Genomic DNA, 21,081 nt, shown 5'->3' with positions numbered 1-21,081 from the left:
ACGGATGAAAATTCAATTTCTTCTAACCCATTTTCGTCTATACTTTGTTATATATAGTAATGTCAAACTGAATTCAACTAGTTGGTTGAATAATAAAGAGTGTTAGGAACATGATAAAAAAGATTTTAATAGCCAATCGTGGAGAGATTGCCATTCGTATAATGCGCTCTTGCAGAGAGATGAATATTAAATCGGTTGCTGTTTTTTCGGAAGCCGACCGTTCATCGAGACATGTTTTATATGCCGACGAGGCCTATCCCATCGGTCCGGCTGCTTCGCAGGAAAGTTACCTTAATATACCTAAGATTATTGAGGTTGCTCTTAAATGTGGTGCCGATGCCATCCATCCAGGATATGGTTTTTTATCTGAAAATGCAGAGTTTGCACGTAAAGTACGCGAATCCGGAATCATTTTTATCGGTCCGGCTCCCGAATCCATGGAAGCGATGGGTGATAAAATATCGGCCCGAAAGCAAATGATTAAAGCCGGCGTACCGGTTGTTCCGGGTATAGAACGGCAGATAGACAGTCCGGAAGAGGCTATCCGTATCTGTAAAGAGATCGGATTTCCGGTTATATTGAAGGCCTCCATGGGTGGCGGTGGCAAAGGGATGCGGCTGATACGTGAAGAGAGTGAAGCCGCTGAAGCCTTTCTGGCAGCCCGTTCGGAAGCTCTTTCGTCGTTCGGTTCCGAAATTGTGTATGTAGAAAAATACATTGAAAAGTCTCATCACATTGAATTTCAGATTCTGGGTGACAATTACGGAAATATTATACACCTTTGCGAACGTGAGTGTTCCATCCAGCGACGAAACCAGAAGATGGTGGAAGAGTCGCCCTCTCCTTTTATAACTCCCGCCCTGCGCGATGAAATGGGTAAAAAAGCCGTAGCCGCTGCCAAAGCAGTAAACTATGTAAATGCGGGAACAATCGAGTTTCTGGTTGATAACGAATACAATTTCTATTTTCTTGAAATGAATACGCGCCTGCAGGTTGAACATCCCATCACCGAAGAGGTGCTGGGCGTAGATCTGGTAAAGGAGCAGATACGGGTGGCTAACGGAGAGCGTTTGCATTTGCGGCAGGAAGATATCGTGCAGCGCGGACATGCCATTGAATGCCGCATTTGTGCAGAAGATACCGAAAATAATTTTATGCCTTCGCCGGGAATTATTCGTCAGCTTGCCGAGCCTACGGGCATCGGTGTACGGATTGACAGTTATGCCTACGAGGGTTACGAAATTCCGGTGTATTACGACCCGATGATCGGTAAACTGATTGTATGGGCTACTTCACGTAAGTTTGCCATCGAACGGATGAAGCGTGTGCTTCACGAATATAAAATTACGGGTATTAAGACGAATATCAGCTACCTGCGTCATCTGTTGGATACGCCCGACTTCGAACAGGGTACCTATGATACCAAGTTTATTGAGACCAACGCAGACTTTTTAATTAAGGGCGTAAGCATCAACAAAGAAAAATCTGAAAACATTGCCTTGATTGCGGCCTACATCGATTACCTGATGAACCTGGATGAAAACAAACCCTCGCAGGCTGCCGACAACCGGCCTATCAGCCGGTGGAAAGAGTTTGGTATGCAAAAGGGAGTATTAAGAATTTAAACGAAACACTATGGAGATACATATCGGAAACAGGGTTGCTGAAGTAGAATTAAAAAGCAAAGAGGGTAACAAGGTGTTACTTACAATAGACGGTAAGGAGTTTGAGGTGGATATAATGATTGTAGAAAATGGTTATTGCTCCATCCTGCATGAAGGGAAATCCTATAATGCCGAACTTATCCGGGCAGAAAACGGCCGCTCTTATAAGGTGAGTACCTACTTCTCTTCGTATCCGGTGGAGATTGTGGATACCCAGGCCAAGTATCTGCGCATGAGACGCAAAGACGAAAACAAACCGGATAACAAAATAATCGCGCCGATGCCCGGCAAGGTAGTGAAGGTGCTTGTTAAGGAAGGCGACAATCTGTTGGCCGGCGATACGGTTGTGGTGATTGAGGCCATGAAAATGCAAAGCAATTATAAGGTTAACTCCGACTGTTGTGTTAAGGAGGTACTGGTTAAAGAAGGAGACACTGTTACAAACGATCAGGTGTTGATTACGCTCGAAATTAATAAGACAGAAGAATAAGACGGAAGAATATGATGGAAAACGAAAAGCTATATAAGGAATTTATTGAACTCGACAAGGCGGCTTCGCTTGGTGGAGGCTTGAGTAAGATTGATAAGCAGCATGAAGCCGGTAAACTAACTGCCCGCGAACGTATTGATCTGTTGCTGGATAAAGGATCATTTGTGGAAATGGACAAGTTTGTGGTTCATCGCTGCACCGACTTTAACATGGAGAAATCCAAAATTGCCGGCGACGGGATTGTTTCCGGTCATGGTAAAATTGATGGACGGCTGGTTTTTGTATATGCCTACGATTTTACCGTATTGGGTGGTTCGCTTAGTGCATCGAATGCCAATAAGATACTTAAGGTACAGACACTGGCCCTGAAGAACGGTGCTCCGGTTATTGCGTTGAACGATTCCGGAGGGGCACGTATACAGGAAGGGGTGGAGAGTCTTACAGGATATGCTTCCATCTTTTATCAGAATACGCTTTCGTCTGGTGTGATTCCGCAGATATCGGCCATTCTGGGACCGTGTGCCGGAGGTGCCTGCTACTCGCCGGCGCTGACCGACTTTATCTTTATGGTAAAGGAGAAGAGCCATATGTTTGTTACCGGTCCGGATGTGGTGAAGGCGGTAACGCACGAAGAGGTTACAAAAGAGGATCTGGGGGGTGCCTATACCCATACTTCTCAAAGCGGCGTGGCTCATTTCATGAATGATACGGAAGAGGAGACGCTGACCTCCATACGGGAGCTGCTCAGTTTTCTGCCTTCCAATAATATGGAAGATGCGCCTGTTCGTCCTTGCAACGACGATATACGGCGGGAAGAGGAGTCGCTGCAGCAGGTGATACCCGACGATCCGAATATCCCTTACGACATCAAGGATATTATAGAGCCGGTGGTGGACGATCATTATTTCTTCGAGGTGATGCCTTCGTTTGCCAAGAATGTGGTGATAGGGTTTGCCCGTATGGGTGGACGTTCCGTGGGTATTGTTGCCAACCAGCCGGCCTATTATGCCGGGGTGCTGGATATTGATGCATCCGACAAAGCCGCACGCTTTATCCGCTTCTGCGACTGTTTCAATATTCCCCTCATTACCTTCGAGGATGTTCCGGGCTTCTTGCCGGGAACCAACCAGGAGCACAACGGTATAATCCGTCACGGTGCCAAAGTGGTGTATGCCTATGCCGAAGCTACTGTTCCTAAAATTACGCTTATTACCCGTAAGGCTTACGGTGGTGCCTACATCGTGATGTCGAGCAAGCAGACCGGTGCCGATGTGAACCTGGCTTATCCTATGGCAGAAATTGCGGTGATGGGGGCTTCGGGGGCTGTTAATATTCTGTACCGTTCCGAAAATGAGGAGGCAAAAGCCGAAGCGGTGAGCGAATACACCCAAAAATTTGCCAATCCCTACCGGGCAGCCGAGTTGGGATACATCGACGAGATTATCCTGCCGAAGAAGACTCGCTATAAATTGATTCAGGCGCTGGAGATGACACAAAACAAGAGTGTTACCCATCCGCCCAAGAAGCATGGTAACATGCCCTTATAAGGCGGCAATATCGCATAAATGAATAAAGCCCGGTTGTATTCTAAAGAATACAACCGGGCTTTTATTATGATGGATAAATCCGATTAGCTGTTTTCCGGACGTAGTTTACGAACTACCATACCAGCCTGCCACATTTCGCTTTCACGAAGTTCTTTCAATTCTTCTTCAAGACCTTTGCGATAGTCGGGTTTGCTGTTTGTATCGATAGAGCGTTGTGCTTCGTTTCCTTTAGCTACTTCGCTGTAAAGTTCTTCAAATACAGGCTTGCTTGCATCGCGGAACTTTTTCCACCAGTCCAATGCACCGCGTTGTGCAGTTGTAGAGCAGTTGGCATACATCCAGTCCATTCCGTTTTCGGCTACCAAAGGCATAAGGCTCTGGGTAAGTTCTTCTACGGTTTCGTTGAATGCTTCGGATGGAGTGTGACCGTTGGCACGTAGTGTTTCGTACTGTGCAGCAAAGATACCCTGGATAGCACCCATCAATGTACCGCGTTCGCCGGTTAAATCTGAATATACTTCGCGTTTGAATGTGGTTTCAAACAGGTAACCCGAACCAACGCCGATACCCAATGCCACTACTCTGTCGTATGCACGGCCGGTAGCATCCTGGAAAATAGCGTAGCTTGAATTCAGGCCGCGTCCCTGAAGGAACATACGGCGCAGACTTGTTCCAGATCCTTTAGGAGCAACCAGGATTACATCCACATCGGCAGGAGGTACGATTCCGGTACGTTCCTTGTAAGTGATGGCGAATCCGTGAGAAAAATACAATGCCTTGCCCGGAGTAAGGTGCTTCTGTACAGTTGGCCATACCTCGATCTGAGCGGCATCCGAAAGCAGATACTGGATGATGGTGGCTTTCTGACATGCCTCTTCGATATCAAAAAGGGTTTCGCCCGGTACCCATCCATCGGCTACGGCTTTATCCCATGTTTTTGATTCCTTACGCTGACCAACAATTACATTGAAGCCATTGTCGCGCAGGTTCAGACTCTGACCCGGACCCTGAACTCCGTAACCGATAATTGCGATTGTTTCATTTTTCAATACTTCTCTTGCCTTTTCCAATGGAAATTCTTCGCGGGTAACTACGTTTTCTTCTACACCGCCAAAATTCATTACTGCCATGTTTTCTTTATTTTTAAATTAAAAACCAAATTTATTTCTTATTTCCAGGTTATCTCCGCCCGGCATATCGCCTTTCCATCCTTATCGCAGATGGAGGTTACATACCGCAGGGGATCTATCTCTTTTTTATGAAGGAACATTTCCATTCCGTATTTTCCTTCTGCCATGTAGGCAATCTCGAAACGGCTCACCTCTTTATCTGCAAACATCGACAGGTCAAACATATCCAGCAGGTGCTCGATGTACTTGATGCTGTTGAAATGTCCGTTCACATCGAGGTCGCTGTAACGCACCTTGTAGGGTTCGCCCTCCGTGTCTTTCTCTGCCGCCTGTATCTTACCGGGTTTTTCGATGGGACAGGGTTCGTCCACAATAAATGAATGCAGGTTATTATCCAGGCGTGCCAGATCGGTGGGCTTACGGCTCTCCAGATCGATGGCCGCCCAAAGTGTTCTGCAATAGCCCATCGCCTCTCCTTCTGCATTGCGGATAGCAAAGCAACGGCTTGTGAAGAGTTTATTCGCATCTTCCACCCAGGTTGTAATGGTGAAGGGCTGAAGCATGGTGGGATAGGATTTCATCTCTATCACCATCCTCGAAAGCACCCAGGCACATCCCTGACTTGCCATGGCGTTGAAGCCAAAGCCTCTTTGTTCGGCATGGGTGCTGGAGGCATGAAGCAGGTAATTACCCATCATCGGGATGGTTACCCGTCCTCTGAAATCGAGCAAATAGGATTCAGATACAAAATGGAATTCTCCGACCTTACTCATTCGTTGCCTTCTCTTTTTCTTGTTTTTTCTTTTCCATCAGGGCCAGCATGTCGCTCAACCGTTCTACTTTGCTCTTGTTGATGGCAATTCTGCCCGAACGGATAAACTGCAACACGCCGATCATTTCGCTCAGCTCCTTAAACAGGGCCTTGGTTTCGGCATAATGTCCGGTTTTCTCCAAAACGACACATACCTCGTTGATCTCCAGGATACGGGCATTGTGCTTGCGTATCAGGTCTTCTACAGATCCCATTTTAAGGAACAGCTCTGTGCTTAGCTTATACAGGGCGATTTCCTGAAACACAAGGTCTTCGTCGGTATTGTAAAAGGCCTTCAGGATGTCTACCCGCTTATCGATCTGCTTAACCACCTTGTCGATGGTGTACTCGTCCGAGAACGTGGTGATTGTGAACTTATGGATACCCTCCAAAGCCGAAGGGGATACCGACAATGTTTCGATGTTCAACTGCCTGCGGGTAAAGATAATCGTAATCTGATTAAGCAACCCCACGGTGTTCTCAGAAAATATAGTAACGGTATATAATGTTTTATCTGCCATAGCAATTCCTCCCGATTATTGATTGTCACCCATGATTATATTCGTAACGCAACCTCCCGCAGGAACCATAGGATATACCATGCCCCTCTCTTCCACTTCGGCTACCAGCAGGTAGGGTCCGTCGTGCGAAAGCATTTCGTGAATGGCATCGTCCAGCTCTTCGCGTTTCTCAACCTGGCGGGCTGCAATCCGGTAAGCCGAGGCGATCGCCACAAAATCGGGGTTTTCCATAATGGTTGCCGAATATCTCTCTTTATAGAACAGCTCCTGCCACTGGCGTACCATCCCGAGGAAATTGTTATTCAGGATGATCATCTTAACATTCAGCTTTTCCTGCATGATAGTTCCCAGCTCCTGGATTGTCATCTGCATGCCTCCGTCGCCGGTAAACATGCATACTTCGCGGTGGGGTGCTCCCACTTTGGCGCCTATGGCGGCAGGCAATCCGAATCCCATCGTACCTAGTCCGCCGCTGGTAACCACGCTGCGGGTCTGTTTGTATTTGAAGTAACGAACGGCCATCATCTGGTTCTGACCTACATCGGTAACCAGAATCGCATCGTTGTTGGTTGCTTCGGATACCTTGCGGATAACCTCGCCCATGCGCAATTTGCCTGATTTGGGATATAGCTCGTCCTGAATTACCTTTTCGTCTTCCTCCTGCTCGTCCGGGATAAACGAATTTACCCAATCGGTGTGTTTGGCTGGTTTTACAAATTCGGTGATGGCTGCCAGCGTTTCCTTGGCGTCGCCCGGCACCGGCACGGCGGGAATTACATTCTTCCCTATTTCGGAAATATCGATATCAAAGTGGATTACTTTTGCCTGTTTGGCATAGGTTTTAAGATCGCCGGTAACCCGGTCGTCGAAACGCATTCCGATGGCAATAAGCACATCGCATTCGTTTGTTTTGCGATTCGGACCAACATTCCCGTGCATACCCAGCATCCCTTTATTAAGCGGGAAATCCGTAGGCATGGCCGACAGCCCCAGTACAGTTGCCGCAGCTGGTATGTCTGCCTTCTGCAGGAATGTCATCAACTCTTTTTCAGCATGACCAAGCACAACGCCCTGTCCTACCAGTGCAAAGGGTTTCTTTGCATTGTTGATCAGCTCTGCCGCTTCGGCAATCAAGTCCATATCCAAGTCGGGAACCGGCTGATAGCTGCGGATGTAATCTACCTTTTCGTAGGTATAGTCTACCAATGCATTCTGTGCATCTTTTGCGAAGTCGATTACAACCGGACCCGGCCGGCCCGTCGATGCAATATAGAATGCCCTTGAAATAGCCCAGGCAATCTCTTCGGGTTTGCGTATCTGATACGACCATTTGGTTATAGGTTGTGTAATACCTACCACATCTGTCTCCTGGAACGCATCGGTTCCCAACAAAGGTGAGGCAACCTGACCGGTGATAACGACAATCGGTGTGCTGTCCATCATGGCGTCTGCAATACCTGTTATGGCATTGGTTGCAGCCGGACCGCTGGTTACCATCGCTACGCCCACTTTGCCATTCACACGGGCATAGCCCTGGGCTGCGTGGGTCGCCCCTTGTTCGTGTCTCACCAAAATATGTCTTATCTGATCTCTGAAATCATACAAGCAATCATATACTGGAATAATAGCCCCCCCGGGATACCCGAAAATAGTATCAACGCCTTCGGCAATCAATGTGCGCAAAAAGGCTTCCGATCCGGTTATTTTTTTTGTCTCCATACCATTATAGCTTCTTTGTTCTGCGTTTTTAATCTTCTACAATTCGAACCGCTCCCTGATCGGCGGAGCTTACCATTTTAGCATAGGCTCGTAAAGCCTTGGATACCGTACGCTGACGAGCAGGCGGTGTAAAGGCTTTGGGGCCGCGTGCCTCCTCTTCTTTTCTGCGTGCTGCCAGCTCTTCGTCTGATAGTTTCACCCGAATGGATCGTTCGGGGATATTGATTTCGATCGTGTCGCCGTTGCGAACCAGTCCAATCGCTCCGCCTGCCGCAGCTTCGGGAGAGATATGGCCGATGGACAAGCCGGAGGTTCCTCCGCTAAAACGTCCGTCGGTTATCAGCGCACACTCTTTTCCTAAATATCTTGCTTTTATATAGGTGGTAGGATAAAGCATCTCCTGCATACCCGGTCCGCCTTTGGGCCCTTCGTAGGTTATCACCACCACATCGCCGGCCACCACCTGATTTCTTAAAATACCCTCGCAAGCGGCATCCTGCGAATCAAATACTTTGGCTGGTCCGTTAAATTTAAATATGCTGGGATCTACACCGGCTGTTTTTACAACACATCCGCCTTCGGCAATGTTTCCGTACAACACGGCCAATCCGCCATCTTTTACATAGGCATGCTCCACATCGCGGATGCATCCCTGCTGGCGGTCGGTATCCAATGTCTTATAGGAAGAAGATTGAGAACCCATTACCAGGTTGAATTTTCCTGCCGGAGCGCTCTTGTACAGATCTACTGCCTTAGGATCGGGATTGGCTTTGGTTATGCTCAACGCCTCCACGGCTTCGCTCAATGTTCGTCCGTCGGCACGGTGTACGTTGCCATCCACCAGACCGGCCTTTATAAGCTCCTGCATGATGGCCATAATTCCTCCAGCACGGTTTACGTCTTGCACATGGTACGACGAACTGGGAGCCACCTTACATATAACCGGTGTTGTACGCGACAAGGCATCGATGTCTTTCATGGTGAAGTCCACCTCAGCCTCGTGGGCGATAGCCAAAAGGTGCAATACTGTGTTGGTTGATCCTCCCATCGCTATATCCAGCGCCATGGAGTTTAAGAATGCCGTACGTGTCGCAATGGAACGGGGCAATACCGTTGCATCTCCATCGCGGTAATATTTATAGGCCATCTCTACAATCAGATCGGCCGCATCTTCAAATAATCGTTTCCGGTTTGCATGGGTTGCCACAACGGTGCCGTTACCCGGCAGTGCCAGTCCAAGTGCCTCGTTGAGGCAGTTCATGGAGTTGGCGGTAAACATACCCGAGCAGCTTCCGCAGGTGGGACAAGCGGCATGTTCCACTCGTTTTACCCGTTCGTCGCTTACGGTCTCGTCCACTGCATCTGCCATGGCATCGATCAGGTCTAACGCCTGACCATCCAGCTCGCCCGCCTCCATTGGTCCGCCGGACACAAAGATGGTCGGGATATTCAGCCGCATGGTGGCCATCAGCATACCCGGAGTAATTTTATCGCAATTGCTGATGCAGATCATGGCATCGGCCTTGTGGGCATTAACCATATACTCCACACTATCTGCAATGATGTCTCTGGAAGGAAGGGAATACAACATCCCGTCGTGTCCCATAGCGATTCCGTCGTCTATGGCGATGGTGTTGAATTCGGCAGCAAAGCAGCCCAATGCTTCGATCCGCTTTTTTACCTGCTGACCAATTTCATGCAGGTGGGCGTGACCAGGTACAAATTGGGTAAATGAATTGACAACTGCGATAATTGGTTTGCCAAATTGCTCTTCTTTCACACCATTGGCACGCCATAAGGCCCGTGCTCCAGCCATTCTGCGGCCCTGAGTACTATATGAACTTCTTAATTGATTTTTCATTATCCTTCGTTTCCTTTCCTTTTCTGTTTATAAAAAAAGCCCTTCTCTACGGAGAAAGGCTTTAAGAATTTCTTACAACACGCAATTCTTTACACACCTTTCTCTTATCTTCTAATGACTAGAAGAACCACCACGAGAATAATGCTATGTAGAATGCTGTTAATCATACTTTCGCTTTTTAATCTATATTACGATGGCGCAAATGTAGAACAATATTTTGTTCTTACAAAGAATTCATCATTTTTTTATTACTTTTTCTTTCATTTATAAATAATACCACTCTTTTATATTCCATTTTAATATAAAAACAGCTCTCTTTGCCCCGATATAGAAGCTAAATGGGTCCTGACAGGGAGTTAAAAAGACAGGATGTCTGTTAAATCATTAAGCAGAAAACAATTAATTTGTATCTTTGGCCGGTTTAAAGAGATTATGAATCGTATTAACTGCGATTGTATGCCTCCTTTACTTAATTATTAGACGTATGAAACAATATAATTTTGATGAAATTGTTGACAGGCGAGGTACAAATTGTATAAAAGTAGATGCCTTGAAGGCACGCTACGGCAATCCGGACCTTACACCTCTGTGGGTGGCGGATATGGATTTCCGCACCCCCGATTTTATTGTCAACGCTCTGAAGGAGCGATGCAAGCATGAAGTGTTCGGGTATACATTTGCCGACGATGATTATTACAACAGCATTATCAATTGGGTTGACTATAAGCATAATTGGAAAATAAGCAGAGAATCTCTCTCCTATATTCCGGGAATCGTTAAAGGGATTGCTTTTGCGCTGCAATGTTTCACAAATCCCGGCGATAAGGTTCTGATTCAGTCGCCTGTGTACCATCCGTTCCGTCTGGTTCCCGAAAAAATGAATCGTACCGTTGTATACAATCCGCTGAAACTTACAGAAGGGGTTTATCAGATGGATTTCGAACAGCTTGAATCGGTTATAGAAGGATGCAAGGTATTGATTCTTTGCAACCCTCACAATCCGGCCGGAATTGTTTGGAACAAGGAAACCTTGTCGAAGTTGGCAGACATCTGCGCACATCATGGTGTATTGGTGATCTCGGACGAGATTCATGCCGAACTCACCTACCCGCAATATCCGCACCTGCCTTTTGCCAAAGCTTCCGAAACTGCTGCCAACATCAGCATCACATTCATGGCTCCAAGCAAAACCTTTAATATTGCAGGCATTGTAACTTCGTATGCCATTGTTCCCAATCCGGAACTGCGCAAAGAGTTTTACGGTTTTCTGGAAGCGGGTGAGTTTAACGACGGCACTATTTTTGCCTACGAAGCCACCAAAGCGGCTTATACATACGGAGCGGAATGGTTGCAACAAATGCGGACCTACATTATGGAAAATGTGCGTTTTGTAGATAATTTCCTTAAAAACAAACTTCCGCAGATAAAAGCCTACGAGCCCCAGGCATCTTTCCTGATCTGGCTCGACTGCAAAGGTCTTGGCTTGTCGCAACCCGAACTTACGAAGCTGTTCAAAGATAAAGCAGGTCTGGCGTTGAACGACGGAAGCATTTTCGGCAAGGAGGGTGAAGGCTACATGCGCATGAACATTGGATGCCCCCGTTCTGTTATAGAAGAGTCGTTGAACCGATTAAAGAAAGCGGTTGAACAAAAATAATTTAGTATCTTTGCAAACATTTTTTGAATATACATTAAAATAAAAACAAATGAAAATTGCAGCAAATAAGTTCGTTTCGGTTACTTACGACCTTAACGTTGGTGAAGGCGGAGAACAGGAATTGATGGAAAGAGCATCTGTTGAAGCCCCTCTTAGCTTTATTTTTGGCACGGACTCCATGCTCCCTGCATTCGAAAAAGCTTTGGCTGGTCTGGAAGTTGGCGGAAAGTTTGACTTTTCTCTGTCTCCTGCCGATGCCTATGGCGAATATGATGAAGAACATGTTCTTGATCTTCCAAAACATATCTTTGAAGTGGATGGTAAATTCGACGACGAAATGATTCAGGAAGGTAACACAGTTCCTATGATGGATTCTACCGGTAACCGTTTGAACGGTTCTGTACTGGAAGTTGGAGAAGATACAATCAAGATGGACTTTAACCACCCATTGGCTGGCGAAACGTTGCATTTTACAGGTGAAGTACTTGACGTACATGAGCCTACTGCAGAAGAACTGGCTAAATTACTTGCTCCTGCAGGTGGTTGCGGTTGTGGAAGCGGCGAAGGCGGCGGCTGCGGTAGCGGCGGTTGTGGCTGCGGTAGCGGTGAAGACAAGGAAGAAGGCGGTTGCGGAAGCGGTTGCGGCTGTCACTAATTAAGAAATAGTTACTAGAGGGCAACCGTAAGGCTGCCCTTTTTAATTACCATACTACGGATTATGATGAACACTTTCGGAAATTTATTCAGGTTAACTTCGTTTGGCGAATCGCACGGAGCCGGTATAGGCGGAGTTATAGACGGTTGTCCGGCTGGTATTGAACTGGATATGACCTTTATCCAGAACGAGTTGAACAGACGCAGACCGGGACAGTCCAAAATCACGACTCCCAGGAAGGAAGCCGATGAGGTGACATTCCTCTCGGGTGTATTTGAGGGGAAAACCACAGGTACTCCCATCGGATTTATTATCTGGAACGACAACCAGCATTCGGCCGATTACGACAATATGAAAGAGGTATTCCGGCCATCGCATGCCGATTATACCTACCAGACCAAATACGGCATACGCGACCATCGTGGAGGGGGACGTTCGTCGGCCCGCGAAACCATCGCCCGTTGCGTGGCTGGTGCTATTGCCAAACTTGTACTTATGCAGGAGGGTATTCACATTCAGGCTTTCACTTCGCAGGTAGGCTCGCTTAAACTGGATAAATCGTACCAGGCTTACGACCTGAGTCTTACCGAAAGCAATGCGGTTCGTTGTCCGGATCCGCAAAAAGCGGCCGAGATGGAGGAGTTGATTGCCGAGGTTAAATCGCAGGGTGATACCATCGGTGGTGTTATTACGTGTGTTATTAAAGGTACTCCGGTAGGATTGGGTGAGCCGGTATTCGGTAAGCTTCATGCGGCTTTGGGAAGTGCCATGCTGAGCATCAATGCCGTTAAGGGATTTGAATATGGTGATGGCTTCGAGGCTGCGCTTTACCGTGGCTCCGAACGGAACGACCGGTTTTATAACGACAACGGTAAAATCAATACCCATACCAACTATTCCGGCGGAATACAAGGTGGTATATCAGATGGACAAGATATCTACTTCCGGGTTGCATTCAAATCGGTGGCTACCATTTTGATGGAACAGCAAACCGTTACCAAAACTGGCGAAGATACGATTCTGAAAGCCAAAGGAAGACATGATCCGTGTGTTTTACCCAGAGCTGTTCCCATCGTGGAGGCTATGGCGGCTATGACTATTCTAGACTATCTGCTTATACAGAAGACAAGAGGATAATTGATAGTGAACAGGAAAAAGGAACCGGTCCGCAACTTCTTCGATTGAAAGGGGATGCGGACCGGTTTTTAGTTTTTGTCTTTATTCGTGGTGATAGGGTTCGTTGTTAAGGATGGTCATTGCCCGGTAAATCTGCTCCACAAAAATAAGCCGTATCATTTGATGTGAAAAGGTCATTTTGCTAAGCGATATCTTTTCGGAAGCGGCTTTGTAGACTGCCTCGCTAAATCCATAAGGTCCTCCAATCACAAAGACCAACCTCTTGGATACTACATGCATCTTCCGCTCGAGGTAGGTTGCAAACTCCATGGAGGTAAAAGACTTACCATGTTCATCAAGCAAAACCAGGTAATCTCCGGGCTGTAACATCTTTAAAATCAGCTCGCCTTCCTTTTCCTTCTGTTGTTCTTCCCTTAAATTCTTTACGTTCTTTATATCCGGAATAATCTCCATCTCGAATGGGATGTAATGAACCAATCTGTTCTTGTATTCGTTAATTGCATCCACAAAATAGGAGGCATCCGTTTTGCCAATTACAATAAGTGAAATCTTCATCTACCTATATTTAACCTGTTTAAGGGGCTAAGTTACACTAAAAATACATACCTTTGTACGCTATAACGCAAAAAGGAAGAAAGCATATGAGAAGAATAACTATGATGTTGGCATTATTGGTTCTTTCACTGGGTCTTTATGCCGCAAATGTGAATCCTATTGCAACAGCTTTTACCAACGGGAATGCCTCTGCTCTGGAAAATAATATGGACAAAGAGGTGGACCTGTCACTGCCTTCGCTAACGAAAAGCTGTCCGGGCTCGGAAGCCATCCAATTATTGTCCAATTTCTTTTCTGCCAATAAGCCTAGTGGCTTTACGGTGGTGCATCAGGCGGAGAAGAAGACTACCGGCTTTTATGTTGGAAAACTGTCTTGCGGTCAGTTTAGTTACCGCGTGAACATTACCTACAAAATTGCAGGTGATTCAATTTTAATTCAATCAATCAGAATAGAATAGCATATATGGATCAATTGATAGACGAACTTATTAAGTTGGCTTTTGCCGAAGATGTGGGCGACGGCGATCATACTACCCTCTCCTGTATTCCTGAAACCGCCATGGGCAGGTCTCAGTTAATCATTAAAGAAGACGGTGTTTTGGCAGGTGTTGAAATGGCAAAACGTATTTTTCATCATTTCGACCCAAGTCTGAAGGTTACTGTATTTATCCAGGATGGTACGGAAGTGAAGGTGGGAGACATTGCGCTGACGGTTGAAGGTAAAGTTCAATCGCTTTTGCAGACCGAACGCCTGATGCTGAACGTTATGCAGCGAATGAGCGGTATTGCCACCACTACCCGTAAGTACGTAAAAGCGCTGGAAGGAACCAAAACACGTGTACTGGATACCCGTAAAACAACTCCGGGTATGCGAATGATAGAGAAAGAGGCTGTAAAGATTGGCGGAGGCGTAAATCACCGCATCGGACTTTTCGATATGATTTTACTTAAGGATAATCACGTTGATTTTGCCGGTGGAATCACTCAGGCGATTACCCGTGCCCAGGATTACCTGAAAGCAAAAGGCAAGGATTTAAAAATTGAGATTGAAGTACGTAATTTCGACGAGCTTGAAGAGGCCATGCGTGTAGGCGGTATCGACCGTATCATGCTTGACAATTTCAACATCGAAAATACCAAGGAGGCGGTTCGCCGTATTGCCGGCCGTTTCGAGACCGAATCGTCGGGAGGTATCACCTTCGCAACATTGCGTGACTATGCAGAATGTGGTGTCGACTATATCTCGGTTGGTGCCCTCACCCACTCTGTAAAGAGTCTGGACATGAGTTTGAAGGCTTTCTAATAAATACAAACACATACTTAAAAGCGGATTCCTTTGCCGGAATCCGCTTTTTTATTTCAATAACCCTTCATTACCTATCTCAATCAGCCTTCCATAATTGGTTCAACCAATTCAATCACAACCGATATCCTAAAGTAAACGATAATAAGCTCTATTCAAAGGCTAAATATTAATAATTCATTCCGAATTTCAAAATAAAAGTTAATCAACTAATATAAATTAAATAATTATATATATTTGTAAAGAAACTTTCTTCAATAAAGAAAGTAGAGATTATTTTTAAGCTTTGAATCTATATTTATTTTCAACTTTAATATGTAAACCATGAAAAGAGTAATTGCACTTTCCCTTGCTATTCTTTGTATTGCAACCCTTTTACCGGCAAAAAACCGAAAGGTAACAAACCCATCGGTCGATTTTACAAAAGTCGGAATTTACCATATTGAGCAAGTACAGCTTACCAATAAGGAAACCCGACTTACATTACATTGTACATTTATTCCTGGATGGTGGATAAAGTTTGGACGTGATGCCTATATTCAGGCTGATCCCTCCGGTGAAAAACTTCTTGCTACTGGAATTGAGGGAACCGAGTTCGGAAAGGAGACTTATATGCCCGAATCTGGTGATACAACATTGGTCCTTATTTTTCCTCCAATCGATAAATCTGTAAAGAAAATCAATTTCGGTGAAGGCGAAACTCCTGATTTCTTCGGAATCAACCTCGACAAAAAAGCCCGTCCGGATAATACAAAAGATTTGAAATCGGCACAAATGATTCGCAAAGTTAAAACAGAAATAGAGAGTCCAAAGAAAAGTCCTGCAGAAAACCCACCTTTCTTTCGTAAAGATACTGCCCGCTTGAGAGGATACATAAAGGGCTATGATCCGCGAGCAGGATTCACAACCGGTATTCTTTATATTGGCAATGTACTAACTCGCGAAGATTATCCCATAGTTGCCCAAATCGATTCCGATGGTTGTTTTAAAGCCGACTTTGAAATTAATCATCCTATTTGCACCTACATAACATTCAGGCAAAACAGGATTCCTTTTTACATTGAACCGGGAGAAACGGTTGGATTGATTCTGGATTGGACCGAATTTCTTGAGGCTGACAGGAAAAGGAATATGCCTTATATTTATAATAGAATCGAATATCTTGGTTCTTTAGCATCATTAAATAGGGAGTTAAACAGCTTCACCCTTAAACGTCCGGACTACAGACAACTGTACGAAATGGGAGATAAACTGGATCCAAATGAATTACTAAAGCAGCAAATAGCTTTGAGGGATGAGAATTTGTCTAATCTGGATTTATCAGCAAAAGAAAAATCCTTATCTCCTAAAGCTGTGCGTATACTCAAAAACAACATTCTGCTAACGTGGGCAAGCTACTTGTTTGATTATGAAAGTAACCGAAGTTACAGCGCTAGAGCAAACAAAGAAAATGCGGCTTTACAAACACCTCTTCCGTCGGATTTCTATGATTTTCTACATGCAATTGACCTTCAGGATGAAGAATTATTGATATCTCCGGAATTCAGTACTTTCATAAACCGTTTCGAGTATTGTACCCCTCTTTCGCAATCATTTTACAAACGATATGTCACTCCATCAATCAGCTTTTACCAGTACTTGAAGAATATAAAAGAAGATCATCTGCTTACCCCTGAAGAAACAAAGCATATAATTTGGTTAGATGAATTAAGATTTGTTGAAATAACTCCGGAAATAGAGGCCGAATATAAAAAGAAAGAAGATTTAACCCAGGCAATCTATAAAAAAGTCAAAACACAATTGGATTCCTATAGAAAGGAGGGAATAAAGGATGTTTCAGAGCATGAAAAGGAACTTATCCAATGGAGAACCAAAGATTCTTTGCTGGTTAATAGTCTTCATCTGGAACCAAATCTTGTATATGAAATTGCCAAAGTTCGTTCCTTGAATTACTCACTCAAAAAATTTAAAAAAGAGTATGCCGACATATACTTAACTACTTTTTCTGAAGGGATTACCAATCCATTCCTTAAAAATGAAGCCAGACGGATTTATGGTTTAGTTTTTCCGTCGGATGAAAAAACAGCCTATGACCTTCCGGAAGGTAAAGGAACAAACATCTTTCGTAAAATTATTGATCCTCTGAAAGGGAAGGTTCTGTTTGTTGACTTCTGGGCAACTACCTGCGGACCGTGTGTTGGTGGTATCAAAAACATGAAAGATACGCGAGCCAAATACGCTGGAAATCCGGATTTTGATTTTGTTTTTATAACCGACGACCGGACATCTCCCCGTAACGACTACGATAAATTTGTAGCCGAACAAGAATTGAAAAATATTCATCGGATTAGTGCAGATGAAATGAATTATCTCCGACAATTGTTTAAATTCAACGGTATCCCACGCTATATTGTTATTAATAAAGAGGGTAAAGTATGGAATGATGACTTTCAAATGCATAACTTTGAGTTCGAATTACCAAAGTATTTAACAAAACAACCATGAAGCAGAAAGCAAAACTTTGGCTCCTTGTAGCCGGACTTATTTCGTTGATGAGCTGTAACAAAGTGGAAGGAAAAACCGACTCTGACAGCACTTCCTTTGCTAAAGGGGCTGATATCAGCTGGCTTCCCCAAATGGAAAAAAGCGGATATATTTTTTATAACGACAACGGGGTTAAAGAGGACTGTATCCAGATATTAAAAGATCACGGGATAAATTCCGTGCGTCTCCGTACGTGGGTGGATCCATCAGATAACCCTCACAGCGGGCATTGCAATAAAGAAGAAACCGTTGCAATGGCTGTCAGGGCTCAAAAAGCAGGAATGCGTATAATGATTAATTTCCACTACAGCGACACTTGGGCCGATCCGGCGCATCAAACAAAGCCTAAAGCATGGGAAGGGCTGAACTTCGAGCAATTGAAGGAGGCTTTATATACCTATACCGCCGATGTGATGACAGCACTTAAAGATGCAGGAGTGACCCCCGAATGGGTACAGGTAGGGAATGAAATTCCCTCCGGAATGGTTTATCCGGAAGGAAGTACTGATAACTGGCCTCAACTGGTGGAACTGCTAAACAAAGGCTATGATGCCGTTAAAGAGGTTTCACCCTCTTCGCAGGTGATCCTCCATGTGGATCAGGGCAATAACAACGAACGTTTTCGCTGGTGGTTCGACAATGCCACAAAATACGGAGCTAAATATGATATAATCGGGATGTCTTACTACCCCTACTGGCTGGAAGGCAAACCCGACTATACATTGTCGATCGACGATTTAGGCAACAATATGAACGACATGGTAAGTCGCTACCATAAGGATGTTATGGTTGTAGAAGTAGGTGGAGAAGACACAAAGGTTCAGAATACTTACGACATGCTTAAAGCCGTAATACGTAAAGTCACTGAAGTTCCCTCAAACAAAGGAAAAGGTGTCTTTTATTGGGAACCCCAGGGAGCTCGCAGCTGGAGCAAATACGCCCTCAGCTGTTGGGGTGATAACGGCAGACCAACCCAAGCTCTGGATGCATTTAAGTAAGGAATCCTTCTAGAATATTATCCTTCACTTATAACAACTCCATCGGAAAAGCGATACCACTCACCGCTTTCGGGACAACAGGCCCGTCCGTTGTAATCGAAGTCCAGTTTGTGGCCGTATTTACTCACCCATCCTGTTTGTCTGGCTGGATTACCGGTTACCAGAGCAAAGGGGGGAACCGGACTGGTAACCACTGCGCCGGCACCCACCAGTGCGTAATTCCCAATATTATTGCCACAAACAATGGTAGCGTTGGCACCGATAGTTGCTCCTTTGCCAACATGCGTTGCTTTAAATTCATCTATCCGGCTGATAAAACTACGCGGATTAATCACATTGGTAAAAACGCACGATGGTCCGAGAAAAACATCGTCATCGCACGTTACACCTGTGTAGATGGATACATTGTTCTGAACTTTTACTCCATTTCCAAGAATAACACCGGGCGAAACAACCACATTCTGACCGATGTTACAGTTCATTCCTAGTTTACTCCCTGTCATAATGTGGCTAAAGTGCCAGATTTGAGTTCCTTCGCCGATTATGCAACCCGGGTCGATCACGGCGGTTTCGTGTGCCTTAAAGTTATCCATATGTTTATTCGTTACCAAGTTCTATTACTTCGAGGTCTTTTAGTTGTTTACCGTCTATTACAAAACGCATCAATGTACGGACCTTATGGAATCCACTCTTACCGGCGGCTCCTGGATTAAGGTGCATGCATTGAAGTTTGGGATCATACTGAGCTTTCAGGATATGACTATGGCCTGCAATAAAAAGTTGGGGCGGATTGGAGAACAGCTCTTCCCGAATCTCCGGAGCATAACGGCCGGGATATCCTCCGATATGTGTAATCAGTACCTCAACCTCCTCAACCTTAAACCGAAGCACCCGGGGGTATTGTATACGAAGCGGATATCCGTCTATATTTCCATGCACCGCCCGGAATGTCTTAATTGAGGCTAGCTGCAAGGCAAGGGTTTCTGAACCGATGTCTCCTGCATGCCAAATCTCGTCGCACCCGGAGAAATAAGTTACATAGCGGTCGTCCCACCAGGCATGTGTATCCGAAAGAAGTCCAATTTTAATCATTTCCGTATCGTTGTTATCACAAAAGTACCTATATTTACGGACAACAAGTGTCTAACTATGGAAAATTCATACAAATACTTTAAACGGGATATCAGCTGGCTGTCTTTCAACTACCGGGTACTACTGGAGGCGGAAGATGAAACTCTTCCTGTGTATGAACGAATAAAGTTTTTGTCCATCTATTCCTCTAACCTGGAAGAATTCTACGAAATAAGGGTAGCAGAACACCGGGGTGTAATCATGAAAAAGCAGTATGCCGATGAAAGTTATGCTGAGGCGGAACAGACTTTGGAGGAGATTACGCAGGAGGTAAACAGACAGCAGCGCGAATATTACCGTATCTTTACGGAGCAGGTGCTTCCGGCACTGAATAAAGAAAATATCTTCCTCTATCAAAACTGTGTACCTCAGTCGTTTCACGAAGAATTTGTTCATAACTTCTTTAACGAAGAGGTATTTCCATTTCTATCGCCCGTAATGATACAGGCTGGCGAGATACGGACCTTTATCCGCGACCGCCGGCTTTACCTGGTCATCCGTATGATAAAACGCAGTAAGCGGCTCAATGATCCGGACTATGTTCCGGAATATTACTATGCGCTGATGAAGATTCCCTATGCCAAAGTACCCCGATTTATCGAACTCCCCGAACACGAGGGAAAGCATTACGTAATGTTTATAGACGATATAATCAGGGCCAACCTGCAGAGTGTATTTCCGGGATATATAATAGACAGTTGTTATAGCATCAAGATTTCGAGGGATGCAGATATTTATATTGAAGACGAAAAGGCTGGTAATATCCTGGAGAAAATCCGTAAGAAAGTCAAGAAACGTAAAATTGGGGCACTTAGCAGATTCATGTATGACCGGGCTATGCCATCCGACTTCCTTTCGTTTATTTGTGATGCATTTGGGATTGTTCCCGACGATCTTGTGGTGGGCGGGCGTTATCTGAATTTGCAGGATCTGAATAAATTACCCAATCCAAGGGGAAAAGAGCTGGAGAGCAAGCCATTGTTACCCATGCGAATTCCTTACCTGGACGAAATCGGATCGGTTATTAAAGCTATCAAAAAGCAGGATGTATTGCTTCACTTCCCATATCAGTCGTTCGACTACCTGATCCGGCTGCTGATGGAAGCGGCTTTCGATCCGAAAGTGGATGAGATAAAGATCACACAGTACCGCGTTGCCGAAAATTCGGCAGTGATAAATACACTTATCAGCGCGGCGCAGAATGGGAAAAAGGTGACTGTATTTGTTGAGTTGAAGGCTCGCTTTGACGAGGAGAATAACATGCTGACCGCCGAAAAGATGACACAGGCGGGCATCCGGATCATTTACAGTATTCCCGGACTGAAGGTTCATGCCAAGATTGCCATTATTATTCGGAA

Annotated in this window: 18 protein-coding genes and 1 pseudogene; 11 read left to right on the top strand and 8 right to left on the bottom strand. The window is 45.2% G+C overall.

Features of this window, described 5'->3' with window-relative positions:
* Positions 1-110 precede the first annotated feature (110 nt).
* Genes accC through AB7E53_RS10130 form a run of 3 tightly spaced genes read left to right on the top strand, consistent with a single transcriptional unit; the run spans position 111 to position 3,701 of the window.
* Positions 111-1,625 carry an acetyl-CoA carboxylase biotin carboxylase subunit gene (gene accC / locus AB7E53_RS10140; protein WP_068180507.1) on the top strand — a complete coding sequence of 505 codons (1,515 nt, stop codon included), beginning with the start codon at positions 111-113 and terminating at the stop codon, positions 1,623-1,625.
* A gap of 10 nt (positions 1,626-1,635) precedes the next feature.
* Complete coding sequence (locus AB7E53_RS10135) at positions 1,636-2,154, top strand: acetyl-CoA carboxylase biotin carboxyl carrier protein subunit (protein ID WP_068180504.1); 519 nt, start codon at positions 1,636-1,638, stop codon at positions 2,152-2,154.
* Positions 2,155-2,168: 14 nt separating this feature from the next.
* Positions 2,169-3,701, top strand: a complete 1,533-nt coding sequence (locus AB7E53_RS10130; protein ID WP_446775482.1) for an acyl-CoA carboxylase subunit beta — start codon at positions 2,169-2,171, stop codon at positions 3,699-3,701.
* Between the two features lie 83 nt (positions 3,702-3,784).
* Here AB7E53_RS10130 and ilvC read toward each other — a convergent pair whose 3' ends face one another.
* The 5 genes from ilvC to ilvD are packed head-to-tail and all read right to left on the bottom strand — an operon-like array spanning position 3,785 to position 9,743.
* On the bottom strand, positions 3,785-4,831 hold the full coding sequence (gene ilvC, locus AB7E53_RS10125) for a ketol-acid reductoisomerase (protein WP_446775478.1): 1,047 nt from the start codon (positions 4,829-4,831) through the stop codon (positions 3,785-3,787).
* 38 nt (positions 4,832-4,869) lie between these two features.
* A complete protein-coding gene (locus AB7E53_RS10120; protein WP_446775476.1) occupies positions 4,870-5,604 on the bottom strand; it encodes an acyl-[acyl-carrier-protein] thioesterase in 735 nt (244 codons plus the stop codon).
* Positions 5,597-6,163, bottom strand: coding sequence for an acetolactate synthase small subunit (gene ilvN / locus AB7E53_RS10115; RefSeq protein WP_068180490.1), 567 nt, complete (start codon positions 6,161-6,163; stop codon positions 5,597-5,599). The genes AB7E53_RS10120 and ilvN overlap by 8 nt, the downstream gene beginning before the upstream one ends.
* A 15-nt stretch (positions 6,164-6,178) precedes the next feature.
* A complete protein-coding gene (gene ilvB / locus AB7E53_RS10110) occupies positions 6,179-7,882 on the bottom strand; it encodes a biosynthetic-type acetolactate synthase large subunit (RefSeq protein ID WP_079683741.1) in 1,704 nt (567 codons plus the stop codon).
* Positions 7,883-7,910: 28 nt separating this feature from the next.
* The gene (ilvD, locus tag AB7E53_RS10105) at positions 7,911-9,743 is read right to left on the bottom strand and encodes a dihydroxy-acid dehydratase (protein ID WP_446775474.1); all 1,833 of its coding nucleotides are present in this window, start codon (positions 9,741-9,743) and stop codon (positions 7,911-7,913) included.
* 484 nt (positions 9,744-10,227) lie between these two features.
* On the opposite strand from ilvD, the gene AB7E53_RS10100 reads away from it, so the two are divergent.
* The 3 genes from AB7E53_RS10100 (at position 10,228) to aroC (ending at position 13,192) form a co-directional block, all read left to right on the top strand.
* The gene (locus AB7E53_RS10100) at positions 10,228-11,400 is read left to right on the top strand and encodes a MalY/PatB family protein (protein ID WP_446775473.1); all 1,173 of its coding nucleotides are present in this window, start codon (positions 10,228-10,230) and stop codon (positions 11,398-11,400) included.
* A 49-nt stretch (positions 11,401-11,449) separates the two neighbouring features.
* Entirely contained in the window at positions 11,450-12,055 is a 606-nt protein-coding gene (locus tag AB7E53_RS10095) for an FKBP-type peptidyl-prolyl cis-trans isomerase (RefSeq protein ID WP_068180478.1), read from the top strand.
* 66 nt (positions 12,056-12,121) lie between these two features.
* Positions 12,122-13,192 (top strand): chorismate synthase, encoded by a 1,071-nt coding sequence (gene aroC / locus AB7E53_RS10090; protein WP_446775480.1) that lies wholly within the window; start codon positions 12,122-12,124, stop codon positions 13,190-13,192.
* 81 nt (positions 13,193-13,273) lie between these two features.
* Here aroC and rlmH read toward each other — a convergent pair whose 3' ends face one another.
* The gene (gene rlmH, locus AB7E53_RS10085) at positions 13,274-13,747 is read right to left on the bottom strand and encodes a 23S rRNA (pseudouridine(1915)-N(3))-methyltransferase RlmH (protein WP_068180476.1); all 474 of its coding nucleotides are present in this window, start codon (positions 13,745-13,747) and stop codon (positions 13,274-13,276) included.
* Between the two features lie 86 nt (positions 13,748-13,833).
* Between rlmH and AB7E53_RS10080 the strand changes: the two genes are divergently transcribed.
* The 4 genes from AB7E53_RS10080 (at position 13,834) to AB7E53_RS10065 (ending at position 18,592) form a co-directional block, all read left to right on the top strand.
* Positions 13,834-14,205: a DUF4783 domain-containing protein gene (locus AB7E53_RS10080; RefSeq protein WP_068180472.1), complete on the top strand. Its 372-nt coding sequence runs from the start codon at positions 13,834-13,836 to the stop codon at positions 14,203-14,205.
* Positions 14,206-14,210: 5 nt separating this feature from the next.
* On the top strand, positions 14,211-15,050 hold the full coding sequence (gene nadC / locus AB7E53_RS10075; protein WP_068180470.1) for a carboxylating nicotinate-nucleotide diphosphorylase: 840 nt from the start codon (positions 14,211-14,213) through the stop codon (positions 15,048-15,050).
* A gap of 324 nt (positions 15,051-15,374) precedes the next feature.
* On the top strand, positions 15,375-17,555 hold the full coding sequence (locus AB7E53_RS10070; RefSeq protein WP_446775471.1) for a TlpA family protein disulfide reductase: 2,181 nt from the start codon (positions 15,375-15,377) through the stop codon (positions 17,553-17,555).
* Positions 17,552-18,592: a glycoside hydrolase family 53 protein gene (locus tag AB7E53_RS10065; RefSeq protein ID WP_446775469.1), complete on the top strand. Its 1,041-nt coding sequence runs from the start codon at positions 17,552-17,554 to the stop codon at positions 18,590-18,592. The genes AB7E53_RS10070 and AB7E53_RS10065 overlap by 4 nt, the downstream gene beginning before the upstream one ends.
* Before the next feature lie 17 nt (positions 18,593-18,609).
* On the opposite strand, the gene AB7E53_RS10060 is transcribed toward AB7E53_RS10065, so the two are convergent.
* Positions 18,610-19,185: an acyltransferase gene (locus AB7E53_RS10060; protein ID WP_446775467.1), complete on the bottom strand. Its 576-nt coding sequence runs from the start codon at positions 19,183-19,185 to the stop codon at positions 18,610-18,612.
* A 4-nt stretch (positions 19,186-19,189) separates the two neighbouring features.
* The gene (locus AB7E53_RS10055; protein WP_446775465.1) at positions 19,190-19,684 is read right to left on the bottom strand and encodes a metallophosphoesterase family protein; all 495 of its coding nucleotides are present in this window, start codon (positions 19,682-19,684) and stop codon (positions 19,190-19,192) included.
* 57 nt (positions 19,685-19,741) lie between these two features.
* Between AB7E53_RS10055 and AB7E53_RS10050 the strand changes: the two are divergent.
* Positions 19,742-21,081 (top strand): annotated as a pseudogene (locus AB7E53_RS10050) (RNA degradosome polyphosphate kinase); the annotation flags it as partial.

Origin of the sequence: Macellibacteroides sp. (genome assembly GCF_050251695.1) — a bacterium.
Classification (GTDB): Bacteria; Bacteroidota; Bacteroidia; order Bacteroidales; family Tannerellaceae; genus Macellibacteroides; species Macellibacteroides fermentans.
This window is presented reverse-complemented; position numbering and strand designations above follow the sequence as displayed.